The organism is Ktedonospora formicarum (assembly GCF_016587355.1).
Classification (GTDB): domain Bacteria; phylum Chloroflexota; class Ktedonobacteria; order Ktedonobacterales; family Ktedonobacteraceae; genus Ktedonobacter; species Ktedonobacter formicarum.
In genome coordinates this window covers 3,874,320-3,889,350 of the sequence record NZ_BNJF01000001.1, presented here as the reverse complement: position 1 = coordinate 3,889,350, position 15,031 = coordinate 3,874,320, and the positions used below count along the sequence as shown (strand labels likewise).

Below are 15,031 nucleotides of genomic sequence, written 5' to 3'. Positions count from 1 at the left end.
ACATCATGACAGACCTCACTATAATGATCGCGATTGGGGTTGTTGTCCTCGTTGTTGTCGTTCTTATTCTATTACGAATTATAGGTAGCCTGCTCCGCAAGGTTGGTCCAAACCAGGCACTCATTGTCTATGGCTTTGGTGGCACCACTGTTATTACCGGAGGAGCCAAGCTGGTCGTTCCACTCTTCCAGCGCGCGCAGGAGTTCTCGCTTGAGTTGATGTCCTTCGATGTCGCTCCTAGTCAGTCGCTCTATACCACGCAGGGCGTCGCGATGAATGTCGAAGCGGTAACTCAAATTAAGGTTCGCTCGGACGAAGGCAGCATTAAGACCGCAGCCGAGCAGTTCTTGAGCAAGACCCGCGAGGATCGCGAAAACCTGATCCGCCTGGTTATGGAGGGTCATCTGCGCGGAATTGTCGGTCAGTTGACCGTTGAGGACCTGGTAAAGGACCCCGAGAGCGTTGGCGGAAAGATGCTACGCACGGTCAGCGCCGATATGGATAAGATGGGCCTTGAGGTTATCTCATTCACCATTAAAGACGTCCGCGACGAGAACGACTACATTACGAATATGGGTCGCCCACAGATCGCCCGTATCCGTAAAGAGGCTGATATCGCTTCCGCTCTCGCTCAACGCGATACGCAGATCCAGCAGGCCAATGCCTCGCGTGAGTCCGCAGTCGCTCGCGCCAGCGCCGACCAGGAACGCGTCAAAGCAGAGACCGAGTCTCTGGCCTTGCAGGCGGAGTCTCAACGTAACCTGTCACTGAAGAAAGCCGCCTTCGAGGCCGAGGTCAAACGCCAGCAAGCCTCTGCCGACAAAGCCTATGACATCCAGTCTAACGTAACACAGCAGCAGGTGGTCGCGGAGGCCGTTAAGGTTACCGAGGTCGAGAAGCAAGCTCAGATCAAGGTACAGCAGGCTGAAATTCAGCGCCGCGAACTTGAATTGCAAGCCACGATCCAGAAGGCTGCTGAGGCCGAGCGCCGCCGCATCGAAACCGTAGCGGAAGCGGATCGCCTGCGCCAGATTCTGGAAGCTCAAGGTGAAGCGGACGCCGCTCGCTCTAGAGGTCAAGGTGAAGCCGAGGCTTTACGCGCTAAGGGTCTCGCGGAAGCTGAAATCGCGCGTGCCAGAGGTCTCGCGGAAGCTGAAGTCATTCGTGCCAAGGGTGAAGCTGAAGCCGACGCGATGAAAGTCAAAGCCGCCGCGTACCATGAATACAATCAGGCAGCAGTTCTTGATAAGCTACTCACCAACATGCCGGATGTGGTACGTGCCATCGCCGAGCCCCTCAGCAAGGTCGACAAAGTTACTATCGTTTCAACGGGTTCCAATGGCAGCAAGGATGGTGTGGGGGCCAGCCGCCTCACGGGCGATATCGTCAATATGGCGGCCCAGGTTCCAGCCCTCTTCGAGTTGCTCAGTGGTACACGCATCGGCGACCTGATGAACAAGGTTCCCTCCCTGGCAGAGCAGAATGGCAACGTCACGGATGGAAGCAAGGTCAACGGAACCGTCGATACGACTGAGCACGCCTAACACATAGCGTCCATCTATAGTGGAAGGCCCTCACTGGGGCCTTCCATTACCACTATACCTAGAGCGAGGTGGATTATGAATCTGTTAGAGCGTGTGCTCACGTTGTTACGGGCAAATCTTAGCGTCGTCGTTGAGAACGCTGACGACCCTGAGAAGGCACTCAAGCAGCTCATTCTTGATATGCGCAACCAGCTTGTGCAGGTCAAAACGCAGGTCGCAACCGCTATTGCCGAGGGAATCAAGCTCCAAAAGCGGCAACAAGAATGCCAGGCAACGGCTCAAACCTGGGTTCAAAAAGCCAGGCAGGCCGTACAACAGGGGAACGATGAGGTGGCACGCGACGCCCTCTCGCGCTATAACGATCTCACGCGTCAGGCTACCCACTTCCAACAACTCAAACAGGAGCAGGATCGTCTGGTTACGACGCTGCGTGTCGCCCTACGTCAGCTTGAGGAGAAGATTGCCGAGGTACAGACCAGCGCAGAAGTCCTTGAGACGCGCAAGCGCAACGCACTCATCCAACAGCGAGTCCTCGACGCGCTCAATAATCGCCCCGAGCAAGATGCGAATGGCAGAGATGCAGGCCAATCTGCCAGCGAGAACAATACCAACGGCAGTTCTGAATCACTACCAAAGCGTCCTAAACAGCCTCGTCAATCCGACACAGACCAGCTAGACGCGAATGTTCCCTTACACCTGACAACCTCTGGCGAGCTTGACCTCGAAAAGCTAAAGCGACTCCTCAATTCCGATTAAACGGGCTGGGGAGTCGCTTCTGCCTGATATGGATAGGGGCAGCGGCTTACTTTGTACTATCTGGCACCAAAAAAGATGACCATTAAGACGATTATCACCAGGGCAATACCCATACCTACCCAGAAGGAAAAACGGTTATTCGCCTTCTCTTCTTCTGTCTTGGGCTTCTTCTCAGCCCCTTCAATACCACTCATTGCTTGTTTGCTCCAGATATATTCAAGAACACACGGTCTGTACGCGTGCCATCGGATCAGGACAACGCCGCATTTACCGCGCTTTCGATGTTCGCCGCGATGAGCAGGCTCTCTAACGGTTCTGCTTCACGGGTCGTTATAACTACAAGAAACGCTGAACGATTGCTTCCTACTATCCGCGCCATTATATATCGCCCAGCGCTACGGAGCAACACATCCTCACAGATCCCCCAGTTTCCCAGTTCCGCGCCTTGCTGAGCCCCATTGATCATCGCGCTTAAGGGGGCACAGATAGGAGTGATGTCCATATCATCAACCGCAATCTGGGCGATAGGTTGTCCATCCAGTCCCACAACAGCGGCGGCGATGAAGCCCTTGACCGAATAGCCTAGCGTTTGCAGTGCGGAGACGAGCGCAGGGTAGTTCAAAGAGCGACGTGAGAAACCTTGTGACGGTTGTGAACCAGTATTACCACGCTGTGGCGATTGTGAACCAGTATTACCACGCTGAGGGCTCACAGAAAGGGGGCCACTGGTATTACGAGATTGAAAGGATTGCAAGTGACTGCTGGTAATCTTGGGCTGAAGAATGGTTTCCCCCTCAGGCGATTCTGGGAAAATCGCAGGCTGTCCGCCGCTCCCCTGGGGCAACATACTTTGCGGGCCTGTAGCATAGATAGGACCCGAGACCATGCCTGGATCGGGGGCAGCCCACTCGCTACTCGATGTCGGCGTGCGCATATGCTCAATATCTAGCATGTTGGGTGCCCCATCGGGTCGAATGACTGGCATATTCGACGCGGTTGGCTGGTCAGTAAGCCACGATGGTAGAGGTTCGGACGCGGGCGAAACAGGGGGTGTCTGAAGTGCTGCCGCTTCCTCCGCAAAGAGATGCGTGTTCGCATTGAGGTTTTCGCCTTCAGCCGCTGGTAGTCTACCACTCTGTTCCTGTAGCAACGCGTCATTCAGACGTGGTAACTCACCTGTGCGCTCCCACCATTCCTTTTTGCTTGGCTCACTCATCCCATTCCCCTCCTCATCCGACTGTCCAAGTGCAGGTCCAAATACAACATCCCGTAGCCCACTTTCAGGCATATGCTGCCCCAGAGGGTACACAGGAATACGGCCAGAACCACCATCTAACGCTTTTGAGGGCGCCGCAGACATACGCGCCTGTTCATCATTATACGTGCTATATATCTGGGGGCTCTCCGCGAGAGGAGGCATTCCATTGGCAGCGGGAAGCGAATTCGGCGCTCCTGATAACGGCCACATGCCTGATCCAGTGGGAATACCCTCAGAAGTTGGAAGCTGTCCAGGTGCGCTCTGCATAGGATCAGGGATAGGCATCTGGCCCGCCATGCCTCCAACGGGTGGTAACATCCCTCCCAAACCATCTATCCCTTCGGTAGAGGGTAGCATACCAGGATTGCCAATATTCCCATTCTGAAAGGGCAATCCTGACGAGACGTTGTCTATTGTGCCGGAGGAAGAGATAAAGCCAAAAGGAGTATCGTCTTCGTCCCCTAATGAGAGCGCGTTCAGCGGGGCCTGGGCTCCACCAGTTGGCTTCAGTGAGGGCTGCGCTCCAGTTGGCTGGGGAGGGGCATCACTCTGCCCATAGGTCGCGCGATACTGCAACGCCTGCATGATCAAGCGCGAGAGCGGTAACTTGACATTGGGGATAACCTGCCCATTCCAGGGCTGATGGGTCACTGTACCGTTCTTGTGGGCTGCGAGGGCGAAGAATGCTTCTTCACCACGTAAGAAACCATACTCGGCCCAGACTAATTCACCCGTCTGAAAACGCAGAATACCGCGCTCCTCCAGACCCGTATTTACCAGAAGCGCAATATTCTTACGACTCATCGTAATGACCTGGATCACATCTAATAGATCGAACGAATCTAGGTCGACTGTCAAGCCAGCATCATTCTGGAGTCGCCGCAGTTCTTCGCGCAACTTGCGAACATCAAGTGGCTTCTCTAGATAGCTATCGGCCCCATTCTCTAATGACTGCATACGCATCTTATCCACATTACTCCCACCAAATACCACCATGCGCGTATTCTGGCGATATGCCCGCAACCATTGCAGCAATTCGAATCCCTCTATCCCGGGCGCATCGAGGTCGCATATCACCGCATCGTATTCTTCTGACCATAATGCGCGGACGGCGTCTCCACCATTTGTCACCCCCCACACGCCATAACCATCATTGCGCAGGGCGTTTACGATCTGCTGACCTGTATGATCGTCATCTTCAATTACAAATATGCGCGCTATACTTGACATTATTCTACCACCTACAGCAGGCCGCGCCTGTTCTGCCCTCTCGTTTGACGCTTCCTTCTACCTTTAGACGTGCGTATTGACAGCCTAGCACCTACGATCATTCTGGCTTGCAGGCTGCCCTTCACGCTGGTTTCTCGTCCTGACCAGGGCACACGAAAATCCCCAGCTGGCACTGTTGGAGAAACGCCGCAAGCCTTCTTCACGCTTGCAATCAGATGAGTTTGTCATATCTTATCTTATGAAGCTTATCAGCAATGAGTGTATCACGGCACTTCATAGATAGCAAGGATTTGACGAATTGGAGCGGGAAGTCCCACTTCTCGCTTAGCACACTCTACCTAGTACAGGCGGGGACTACACTCCTAGTAGAGCTACAATAGCCATAGCAATCCCTACAAAGAAATTTCCTGGCCCATTAAACAAGCATGGAACGTTATAGGCATGCCACGTGCTATACTTCAGAAGAGAACTCTTCTTAACTAGCACTTTGATTTATTGGTGGAGATTCTATACTATGACTGCTCAGGGTACGAATCGTGACGCCTGGAAACGGGCCGCAAGTGAGGCCGCAGCCTCGCTCGTCGAGGATGGTATGCTGGTCGGGCTAGGCACCGGCTCAACGGCGGCTTTCTTCATCCGCGCCCTTGCCAAGCGAATGCAAGAAGGATTGCATATCGCGGGCACTATCTCATCCTCCCTCGCGTCTCAAGAGCTCGCGCAAAGTTTTGGTATTCCCGTGACAACCTTCGAGGCAAATCCTACACTCGACCTCTATATAGATGGTGCCGATGAGATCGATCCTCAACTCAACCTGATCAAGGGAGGTGGAGGCGCGCTCCTGCGTGAGAAAATCGTCGCCTCAGCCTCGCGGCGCTTTGTGGTCGTCGCAGACCACCTCAAATTGGTAGAACGGCTGGGCCAGAGTTTCGCGCTGCCCATTGAGGTTGTGCCTTTTGCGACCCCACTCGTCAAGCGTCAGCTTACTGACCTGGGCGCGAACGTCCAGCTTCGCTCGAAAGGTGAAACCCCTTTTATTACCGATAATCAGAATATGATCCTGGATTGCACATTCGCTCAGGGCATCTCCGACCCCGCCGCTCTGGACGAGCGCCTACATCATATCGTTGGCATTGTCGAGACCGGTCTGTTCCTTGGCATGGCTCGCCAGGTGCTCATCGGGGGACCCAATGGGGTTCAAACCCTTCCCTAGAAGATATTCGGATTATGTGGCTGGCGTGATCATGTCAGTCACATAATCTGTCTCATGCCAAGCAAACACTCAACTATTCTTGACAGCAAAGGTAATGCCGGGTATAGTGCAAGAATAGAGAGATATACATCTAGCAAAACACATCTCTACTGATTATTTGCGCCAGTCAACGCGCGCCCCAGGGCGGCTTTAGCATGTATTTTGCACAAAGGAGTGTTTCCTTGAGCGAACGCAAACAGAAGACGCAAAACACGGACAATATCAACCCGTGGAGACTCACAACCGAGCGCTGGCTGATCGCTGGCATGCTTGGCGGTCTCACCGTCTGTATTACCTGGATTCCCGGTATTGGCTTCATCCCGGTTCCCAACCTCTCTGGCAACGCAACTACCGGGCATATTCCAACTATTATCGGAGGTATCATTGGCGGGCCTATTGTGGGCTTGCTCTCCGGTTTTATTTTCGGCCTGATGAGCCTTCTGCATGCCACCTCGCCAATCTTTAAAGATCCAAGTGTAGCGATCCTGCCACGTATCTTTATCGGGTTGGTCGCCTGGGCAGTCTTCGCCGCCCTCAGACGCTTAAATTTTGATGTGGCTGCGGTCATCGCTGGTGCCGCTGGTTCGCTTACCAACTCCGTCCTGGTCATAGGTATGGGTATCGCGCGAGGCTATATCCCTGCCAATGGCGTTGTACTGGCAACATTCCTGCCCCAGGTTATCGCGGAGACCGTCATCTCAGCCATCTTCGCCGAGGCAGTCGCACGTAGCTACTATATTGTGAAAAACCGCCTGGTACATGCGCCTGACGTCAAGGCCCGCGACCAACTACCCTATTAGCCCCCCACTAGAAGGCCACCAGACCACTGCTAGTAGTGGTCTGGTGGGAGCAAACCACCAAACCAATGCTTGAAGTTCATAATGCGACGTTCCATTATAACGCCCAGGATACCAAGACACCACCCGCTCTTCATGATATCAACCTGCATATAGAGCCAGGAGAGATGGTAGCTGTGATTGGGCATAATGGCTCCGGCAAAAGCACGCTGACGCGCCTGCTAGCCGCCATCCTCAAGCCGACCAGTGGCGAGGTGCGAGTTGAAGGACTCCCCACGACCGCACACGGTGAGGATCTCTGGACCATTCGCCAGCACGTAGGCATCGTCTTTCAGAATCCCGACGATCAGCTTGTGGCGAATACCGTCATTGATGATGTCTCTTTCGGACCCGAGAACCTGGGCCTACCACGCCATGAGATTGAGGAGCGCGTTCAGGAGGCACTCTCAATCCTTGAACTTACAGAATATGCCCAACAACCGCTGACCGACCTCTCAGTTGGACAAAAACAGCAAGTAGCCATCGCGGGTGTTCTGGCAATGCGTCCTCGCTATCTAATTCTCGATGAGCCCACGACGATGCTCCCTGGTCACCTGGGGCGCGCCCTTCTGGCAACCGAGCAGCGCCTCGCCCGTGAGCAGGGAATCGCCGTCATTCATATCACACATTTTATGCGTGAAGTCACGGACTTTCAGCGTGTGATCGTCATGCATCAGGGAAGGATTGCACTGGATGGACCTCCTGCTTCAATCTTTGCCAAAGCTGAGATGCTACACTCCATGGGGCTCGATGTGCCAATGGTCACGCGCCTGGGACAACGCCTACGCGCGCGAGGCTGGAGCACGCTTCCAGAGGTCGTCCTTTCTAGCGAACAGTTAAAGGCGGGGCTATGCTCTTCGAATTAAAGAACGTGCGCCACACCTACCTGCGCGATACCCCCTTCGCCGCTGAGGCCCTGCGCGGCCTGACTCTCTCCATTGCCGAAAACGAAGTGACCGCGCTCGTTGGCCCAACTCGCTCAGGCAAGTCCACCCTGGTCGATATACTTGCTGGGCTGATCAAAGTATCACCGGGCATGTTAAGCTTTCGTGGTCAGGATGTGGCAAGCGCGACCTTTAATATGGAGCGCCTGCGCGCAATAGTTGGCGTGGTCTTTCAAGCGCCAGAGGCTCAGATTTTTGAAGAGACGGTCGGCAAGGATGTCTCCTTCGGCCCCCAGCGCAAGGGCGTCTCGCTCGCCGAGTCACGCCGCCTAGTTCAGTCTTCGCTGGAGATGGTTGGCCTATCCTATGAGGACTTTCGCACACGCTACACCTACGCCCTCAGTGGTGGTCAGAAGCGACGCGTAGCCATCGCGGGTGTTCTGGCCCTTCAGCCAGAGGTGATAATCTTCGACGAGCCAACAGCAGGCCTGGACCCGCATGGACGACGGGAACTGCTGGACCTCATCACACGCCTCAAACATGAACAACATCTAGGCATCATCTACGCGTCGAGTAGCCTGGAAGATGTCGCTGAACTGGCGGACACCATTCATATCCTGGATCAAGGCAAGCTTGCGTTCTCAGGTACACCTCACGAAGTGCTCGCGCGCGCATCAGAGTTGGACACGCTCCAGGTTGAGCTACCGGAGGCAGCGCGCATCGCGCTTTCGTTGCGCGCTATCTATCCCGATCTGCCAACCAATGTACTTACACTTGAGGAATTGGAGGAGGCTATCATCCAGGCGTCCACACCTACGGCGTCGGGAGGTTCTGTATGATTGAGCTTTCACGCAATATCACCTTTGGGCAATATATCAATAATGATTCGGCGCTCACGCGCATGGACCCGCGTAGCAAACTGTTCTGTGTGATCCTGCTGATTGTGGTCACCTCACTGGTGAAGAGCTTCATAGCCTTCGCGGGCTTGCTCTTGCTCTGTGTCCTGATTCAGGGGATATCGCGCATTTCGACACGCTATGTCCTGCGTAGCTTTCGTCCCTTCCTGGGCTTCCTAGCCTTTATCTTTGTGCTACAGGTGCTCTTCTATGCGCCGACGGGACAGGTTACCTATCTCTGGCACTGGGGCGTTCTGAGCATCTCCATCGAGGGCCTGCTCAATAGCGTACTGCTTATGATCCGTGTGCTCTTCCTGTATTATCTGGTTTCGCTCTTTCTCTTCAGTACCTCCCTGGTAGACCTGACCGATGGCATGGAGGCTCTTCTCTCCCCTTTACAGAAGATAGGTATCCCCACGAACGCCTTTGTAATGGTCTTCGTCATCGCGCTGAAGTTCGTTCCCATCTTCACGGACGAGATTCAGCGTCTAATTAAGGCTCAAGCCGCGCGAGGTGTGCGCTTCGATCAGGGGAATCTGCTCCAACGGGCACGCAAGGTTGCTCCTCTGCTCATCCCACTCTTCCTGAGTGGCTTTCAGCGTGCCGAGATCCTGAGCACTGCTATGGAGGCACGCTGCTATGGCTTTCACCGAGGCTGGAGACGCAGCAAGCGCCGTCAACTCACATTTACTCGCTCCGATCTGCTGGCTCTAAGCACAACAACTATTGCCTGCCTGCTGATCTTCATGCTCTCCATCTATTTACCCTGATAATTTTGTCATTAACTATCTATAATTAGCGAAAAGAGGTTCATAATCATCGCATGTCCAGCCGCATCTATCCAGACCTACCCACCACCCGCTTGCTGATCGTACGCCACGGCGAAACCAGCTACAGCCGAGATAATGTTTGCTATGGCACCACGGAAGTGCCACTCACAGAATTGGGCCTGCTTCAGGCAAAAACCCTGGCCGAGCGCCTGCGCCATGAAGATATTAACGCCATCTATTGCAGTCCCCAGGAGCGTGCACGACAGACGGCTACCCCTAGCGCCAATCAGCTCCAACTCCCTCTTCAGACACGCCTGGCGCTACGCGAGATGGACTTTGGACGCTGGGAGAATATACCGCGAGAACGCCTCAAGCAGGAATATCCAGCGGAACTTGCGGCCTGGGATCGCGGCTCATGGATGAGCTGCCCTCCTGGTGGAGAGACCCAGCAAGCGGTGCTCGCGCGTACCGTTCCCTGCCTGACAGACCTCCTGGTAAAACACAGCGGGGAGACACTACTCCTGGTCTCGCACCAGACGGTAATCCGCCTGCTGGTTGGACACCTACTCGATATGTCACTCTCCGCCAGTCGTCGTCTCAATGTCGCCAACGCGAGCGTTACAGAACTCCATATCACGGGGGATGTGGTTCATCTCACGCGCTTCAACGATAACGCCCACCTGCGCTCCCTCCAACAATAGAGCGCCAAAAGAGACTCCCTGGTACCATACGCGCCAGGGAGTCTCTTTTTATACTCATGCTAAATCTTCCAGGGAAGGAGGATTGCTATCAGAATGCCTAGCGCCAGGACCACGCCAAATTGCAGGTGCAGGCGTGCAGTCCGCTTAATACCAACCATATAGTCCATACGGTCGGTCGCCTTTAAAACCGCTCTGACATTGGTAAAAGCCAGAGGGAAGGTTACCCAAACCACCAGGCTCAAGAGAGGTAACAGGCCAACAAGCGCGAAGATGGTTACCGCAAGATAGCTACCCATGAGCAGAGTAGCATGAAAGCGCTGCCCAAATGCAACACCGAAACGCACTGGCAGCGTCTTCTTGTTCACCGCCAGGTCATCCTGGTAATCGCGAGTGTTATTCATATTGAGGATCGCCATCGCCAGGAAGCCCACCGGAACGCTGGCAGCAAAAGCAGGCCACGACCACTGTTGAATATGAACGTAGTACGCTCCCCAGGTCATCAAAAAGCCCATCGCGATATAGACCATGACATCACCCAGGCCCCGGCTGGAGAACTTAAAGGGGCGTGCGCTATAGAAGTAGGCAATGAGCAGGCCTGCCAATCCGAAGAGCAGAATCACCGGACCAACCAGGAAGGCCAGGACAATACCGAGCAGCGCAGCCAGCACAAAGCAACCAATAGCCCCACCCAGAACCTGACCCGCGCTCATCTCATTCCGGAAGATCACCGTTGAGGCACCTAGCGAACCGGCATGATCCAGGCCATAGGCATAGTCAAAATATTCATTGAAGTAGTTCGTACCAATCTGCAAGAAGAGACAGGAGAAGAAGGTCGCCAGGAAGGCCCATATATGGAATGTGCCCTCATAGCAAGCGATAGCAGTGCCCACGACCAGCGGGCTTACTGTCGCGACCAGTGTAAAGGGGCGTGCTGTCTTTAACCAGTATTTCCATGCTGGCTGAACGCTTCCCGAAGATGATGAAACTGTATTATCTACCATAAATATCGTTCTAACCCGATCTGTCTGTGTACCATTGTGTCATCACGCCCAAATGAGCTCTTCAGTATTGGGCAAGTTCTCACAATGGGATATCAATAGCCTTTGTCTTTTGTCTCTATACTTGAAATATATCTCTAACTAGAGATGAAAGTCAAAGGGCTGTCCATAGCCTGGAAGGTTTAGCATTAGAGCATTCAGGAGCACTTGATACACAATCGTATATCAGGAAAGGATAGTTTACGATGTCTAACATCGATATTGATTTTACAACTGACAAGAAGAGTAACTTTAAGCATATGCCCAAGGAAGCACATGACCAATACTTTCGTGTTACCGATCAAGTCTCAGAGGAAGTTTGGTACTGGGCCGCTTTGGTCTCGATTATCTGCTCGGCCACACTCTTTTTGAGTGGTAAACGTGATTGGAGTCTCTTTGTAGGTCAATGGCCTCCTACATTCCTGCTCTTTGGTATGTTTCACAAACTTCTGAAGCCTTCACGCTAAACACAACAAATAAAGTTTATGATTTCTTTCGCCCTTTGTGGACATAAAGGGCGCTGGGACACTTAGCAATATGGAGATGGAGACTTAAAGGTAAACGCCACACGCACCCTAAGTCTCCATCGCCTCTATACGCCTACTTAATCACTGTTTGATGTCTTCGCGGGTCTCGTAGGTCCTCTCCCCTTATTGCGTATGCCCGGCGCGGGATAAGGTAGCTTAAAGACTGAGAAGAGGTAGTAGAGTGAGGGTATAAGCAGAACCAGCCCAATCAGTACACATATCACCGCGACCAGAATCACAGAAGGCTCATTAGCGGTACCCTCAATCGTAAAGTAGGGTGGAATAATATAAGGATACTGCGAGAGACCCCAGGTGCTAAGCATAAAGGCAGTCATCACCACAACCAGCACACGCGCGACACGATATCGCCCCTGGATGAGCGTCGCCGCTGTCCCCAGACCCAAAGCCATCGTAATAATCGCGATTGGGAGCGCCCGCATCAGCATTCCCTGCCAGAGGATTGGCGCGTAATAGGGTGCCAGCAAGAGCCCCAGCAAGCCAAGGAAAGCGGTCACACCTCCCCCAAAAACCGCCTTCAGACGGTACGCTTGCATAAGCATATGATCGCGAGCCGCCTGAGCCTCGACGGTGAGATAGATAGCCGCCAGCGTTGAGCAAAGCATGACAGCCATCAGGCCGATGACCAGGGCAAAGGGATTTATCCACGATACGACATAGGTCGCGCTTGCCACACCGCTCTCAGGCAGCAATCTACCGCTGGCGACAGCGGCGGCGCTCACCCCCAGGAAAAATGGTGTCAGCAAGCTTGCCAGGCTGAAGACTTTTCCCCAGCTACGCGCGAATTTCCCCTGCTGTTCGGTGGCATGCGCACGATAGATGAAAGCCGCCCCGCGCAAGACAATGCCAATCAGCACCAGGGTAAAAGGCAGGAAGAGAGCGATACTCAGCGCGGCAAAGGCTGGGGGAAAGATGGTAAAGAGGCCCACAATCAGAAAGATCAGCCAGACATGGTTCGCCTCCCAGACAGGGCCCAACGCGTGCCGAATGAACTCGCGCTGACGCTCGGCAGTCCGACCAAAAGCCACCAGATCCCAGACACCCGCGCCAAAGTCCGCTCCACCTAATACCGCATACGCAATCAAGGCCCACCAGAGGATAATCAGGGCTATCAACTCAATATTCATGCGCCTAGGCCCTCGCTCTCTGTGTACTTGGCTGGGGAACTGCCTGCGAAGTCAGGCGCGGCATTGGAGTGCGCGCGACACGCAAGAGCAACCAGACCAGCGCCACACCTAATAGAATATAGATGAGAGTAAAGACCAGAAAACTTATGTTCAACCAGGGGGCTGTGGTAACAGCATCTTTTGTGCGCAGGTAGCCATAGATCGTCCAGGGTTGCCTCCCCAGTTCTGTGACCATCCATCCAAATTCGACAGCCAGAAAGGAGAGCGGACCAGCAGCAATTACCCCCCAGAGTAGACGCTTATCCTCCGGTATTACTCTCTTCTTGAGGAAGAACATGAACCAGAAAACACAGGCGATAAAGAGCGCGAAGAAACCCGAGCCAACCATGCCATCAAAGGACAAATGCACCAGGGGCACATTCGGCCAATCCTGACGGTTATATTGATCCAGGCCCTTAACCGTCGCGTCGGGATTGGCATACGCCAACAGGCTCAGGCCTCTGGGAATCTCCAGCGCGTAGCGTACCTCGCCTGTCGCGGGATCAACCAGCCCACCCACGGTAATTGGCGCGCCATCTTGTGTCTTGAAGACGGCTTCCATAGCCGCGAATTTAGTAGGCTGGTAGTTTGCCAGGAAGCGTGCGTTAAAGTCGCCACTCACAATCTGCAATGGTATCGCCACTACCGCCATGAGCATACCCAGCATCAAACCTTTACGGTGATAGTCGTCACGCTTACCGCGCAAGATGGCCCAGGCATAGACAGCGGCAACGCCAAAGCCTGTGCAGACATATGATGCCAGCATCATATGCACAGTTTCAAAGGGTGTGCTGGGGTTAAAAATGGCCTGAAATGGTCGTACATCAACTGCTATTCCATCTTTAAAGACAAAGCCAGCCGGTGTATTCATCCATGAATTGGCGCTAACAATAAACCAGGCTGAGAGCAAACCACTGATCCAGATTGGGAAGGAGCAAAGCCAGTGAGCTCGCGGTGAAAGATGATCCCATCCATAGAGATACAGACCAAGGAAGATGGCCTCCAGGAAAAAGGCAAAGCCCTCTAGCATAAAAGGAATACCAACCACCTTGCCAGCGAAGGCGATATATGACGGCCAGAGTAATCCCAACTCAAAGGAGAGGATCGTTCCCGAGACAGCTCCAATGGCGAAGAGAATCGCCGCCGCTTTCGCCCAACGCCGTGTCAGCAACATATAGGTTGGATTCTTTGTTTTCAGCGCCAACCCCTCGGAGATGCAGAGGAGCAGCGGCAAGCCCACACCCAGCACTGAGAAGATGATATGAAAGGCCAACGAGGTACCCATTTGGGCACGTGCAGCCAGTAAATCTCCCATGTCGATTTCCCCTGTTATTTTTCAAGCACTACAAATTGCTAAGATTTGTTCCGTTCTAGCTCTCACTGGTTCTCTGTCTTTGACGCCATAGGAACTATGCCCAGATACTTGCTTATCTCTATTGTAGTCATAAGATGGGCAAAGCAAAACCAGAAGCACAGGTCGCTTCTCAGCGCGCCTTTGTCCATCTTAGCTATAAGAAAAGTATAAGCTTCTTTCCCCATGTCCTAAAGTAATGGGCGGATGTCTGCCCAGCCATAGACTCGCTCAGCAAGTCGCTTGCCACCAATCTCGTCTTCTTGCTCACGGAGCAAACGCGCACCCAGCGCCTCATAGAAATAATGCGCGGGATTCTCAGCCAACACCACAACTGTCATAGATGTAATACCAAGCCGCAGCAGTTCAACAACCAGGGCGCGTGTCAGGCGACGACCGAGGCCCATTCCCTGGACCTCCTCCAATAAATAGATGGCATACAGCTCTCCAGCATAGCCAGAGATACCAGTACGATCCCTCCCTCCATTCACGAAACCAACGATCCTCCCAGTTTCAGCTTCGGTGGCAACAATGGTAGAAGACTGGGAGCGGCCATCCTGCTGAGCCTGGAGAATACGACGGCGCTCCTGTTCCCGGTTATAATACGATAAACCATCCAGATAAGCATCAGGAATCAGGCCACGATATGTCGTGCGCCAGCTATCAACATGGACATGTGCGATGCCAGACGCATCTTCAAGCCGCGCTGGACGGATTTGCACTCTCTCTTCAGACATCAACTGTGCTCCTTCCCTGGTTGTGTGCTATAATTGCGCCTGTTAGGTACTCTTAAAAGTAGAGACGAAGA

The 15,031-nt window shown here is 53.6% G+C and carries 15 protein-coding genes; 9 read left to right on the top strand and 6 right to left on the bottom strand.

Going from position 1 to position 15,031, the window contains the following annotated elements:
* Window positions 1-5 precede the first annotated feature (5 nt).
* Together K3T82_RS16805 and K3T82_RS16800 are read left to right on the top strand one after the other, a co-directional pair.
* Entirely contained in the window at window positions 6-1,544 is a 1,539-nt protein-coding gene (locus tag K3T82_RS16805) for an SPFH domain-containing protein (protein WP_220194592.1), read from the top strand.
* A gap of 75 nt (window positions 1,545-1,619) precedes the next feature.
* Window positions 1,620-2,300 (top strand): PspA/IM30 family protein, encoded by a 681-nt coding sequence (locus tag K3T82_RS16800; protein WP_220194591.1) that lies wholly within the window; start codon window positions 1,620-1,622, stop codon window positions 2,298-2,300.
* 56 nt (window positions 2,301-2,356) lie between these two features.
* Here the strand turns inward: K3T82_RS16800 and K3T82_RS16795 are convergent, their stop codons facing one another.
* Window positions 2,357-2,494, bottom strand: coding sequence for a hypothetical protein (locus K3T82_RS16795; RefSeq protein WP_220194590.1), 138 nt, complete (start codon window positions 2,492-2,494; stop codon window positions 2,357-2,359).
* A 56-nt stretch (window positions 2,495-2,550) separates the two neighbouring features.
* Window positions 2,551-4,788: a response regulator gene (locus tag K3T82_RS16790; RefSeq protein WP_220194589.1), complete on the bottom strand. Its 2,238-nt coding sequence runs from the start codon at window positions 4,786-4,788 to the stop codon at window positions 2,551-2,553.
* 514 nt (window positions 4,789-5,302) lie between these two features.
* On the opposite strand from K3T82_RS16790, the gene rpiA reads away from it, so the two are divergent.
* The 6 genes from rpiA to K3T82_RS16760 all read left to right on the top strand — a co-directional run bounded on the left by rpiA (window position 5,303) and on the right by K3T82_RS16760 (window position 10,124).
* The gene (rpiA, locus tag K3T82_RS16785; protein ID WP_220194588.1) at window positions 5,303-5,998 is read left to right on the top strand and encodes a ribose-5-phosphate isomerase RpiA; all 696 of its coding nucleotides are present in this window, start codon (window positions 5,303-5,305) and stop codon (window positions 5,996-5,998) included.
* A gap of 221 nt (window positions 5,999-6,219) precedes the next feature.
* Window positions 6,220-6,837, top strand: a complete 618-nt coding sequence (locus tag K3T82_RS16780) for an ECF transporter S component (RefSeq protein WP_220194587.1) — start codon at window positions 6,220-6,222, stop codon at window positions 6,835-6,837.
* Window positions 6,838-6,902: 65 nt separating this feature from the next.
* Window positions 6,903-7,739: an ATP-binding cassette domain-containing protein gene (locus K3T82_RS16775; RefSeq protein ID WP_220194586.1), complete on the top strand. Its 837-nt coding sequence runs from the start codon at window positions 6,903-6,905 to the stop codon at window positions 7,737-7,739.
* Window positions 7,724-8,596 carry an ATP-binding cassette domain-containing protein gene (locus tag K3T82_RS16770; RefSeq protein WP_220194585.1) on the top strand — a complete coding sequence of 291 codons (873 nt, stop codon included), beginning with the start codon at window positions 7,724-7,726 and terminating at the stop codon, window positions 8,594-8,596. Before K3T82_RS16775 ends, K3T82_RS16770 begins: the two co-directional genes overlap by 16 nt.
* Window positions 8,593-9,423, top strand: coding sequence for an energy-coupling factor transporter transmembrane component T family protein (locus K3T82_RS16765; RefSeq protein ID WP_220194584.1), 831 nt, complete (start codon window positions 8,593-8,595; stop codon window positions 9,421-9,423). Before K3T82_RS16770 ends, K3T82_RS16765 begins: the two co-directional genes overlap by 4 nt.
* A gap of 53 nt (window positions 9,424-9,476) precedes the next feature.
* On the top strand, window positions 9,477-10,124 hold the full coding sequence (locus tag K3T82_RS16760; RefSeq protein WP_220194583.1) for a histidine phosphatase family protein: 648 nt from the start codon (window positions 9,477-9,479) through the stop codon (window positions 10,122-10,124).
* A gap of 59 nt (window positions 10,125-10,183) precedes the next feature.
* Here the strand turns inward: K3T82_RS16760 and menA are convergent, their stop codons facing one another.
* Window positions 10,184-11,125 carry a 1,4-dihydroxy-2-naphthoate octaprenyltransferase gene (menA, locus tag K3T82_RS16755; RefSeq protein WP_220194582.1) on the bottom strand — a complete coding sequence of 314 codons (942 nt, stop codon included), beginning with the start codon at window positions 11,123-11,125 and terminating at the stop codon, window positions 10,184-10,186.
* A gap of 242 nt (window positions 11,126-11,367) precedes the next feature.
* On the opposite strand from menA, the gene K3T82_RS16750 reads away from it, so the two are divergent.
* A complete protein-coding gene (locus K3T82_RS16750; protein ID WP_220194581.1) occupies window positions 11,368-11,628 on the top strand; it encodes a hypothetical protein in 261 nt (86 codons plus the stop codon).
* Between the two features lie 137 nt (window positions 11,629-11,765).
* Here the strand turns inward: K3T82_RS16750 and K3T82_RS16745 are convergent, their stop codons facing one another.
* The 3 genes from K3T82_RS16745 to K3T82_RS16735 all read right to left on the bottom strand — a co-directional run bounded on the left by K3T82_RS16745 (window position 11,766) and on the right by K3T82_RS16735 (window position 14,960).
* The gene (locus K3T82_RS16745) at window positions 11,766-12,833 is read right to left on the bottom strand and encodes a cytochrome d ubiquinol oxidase subunit II (RefSeq protein WP_220194580.1); all 1,068 of its coding nucleotides are present in this window, start codon (window positions 12,831-12,833) and stop codon (window positions 11,766-11,768) included.
* A gap of 4 nt (window positions 12,834-12,837) precedes the next feature.
* On the bottom strand, window positions 12,838-14,187 hold the full coding sequence (locus K3T82_RS16740) for a cytochrome ubiquinol oxidase subunit I (RefSeq protein ID WP_220194579.1): 1,350 nt from the start codon (window positions 14,185-14,187) through the stop codon (window positions 12,838-12,840).
* A gap of 227 nt (window positions 14,188-14,414) precedes the next feature.
* A complete protein-coding gene (locus K3T82_RS16735) occupies window positions 14,415-14,960 on the bottom strand; it encodes a GNAT family N-acetyltransferase (protein ID WP_220194578.1) in 546 nt (181 codons plus the stop codon).
* Between the last annotated feature and the right edge of the window lie 71 nt (window positions 14,961-15,031).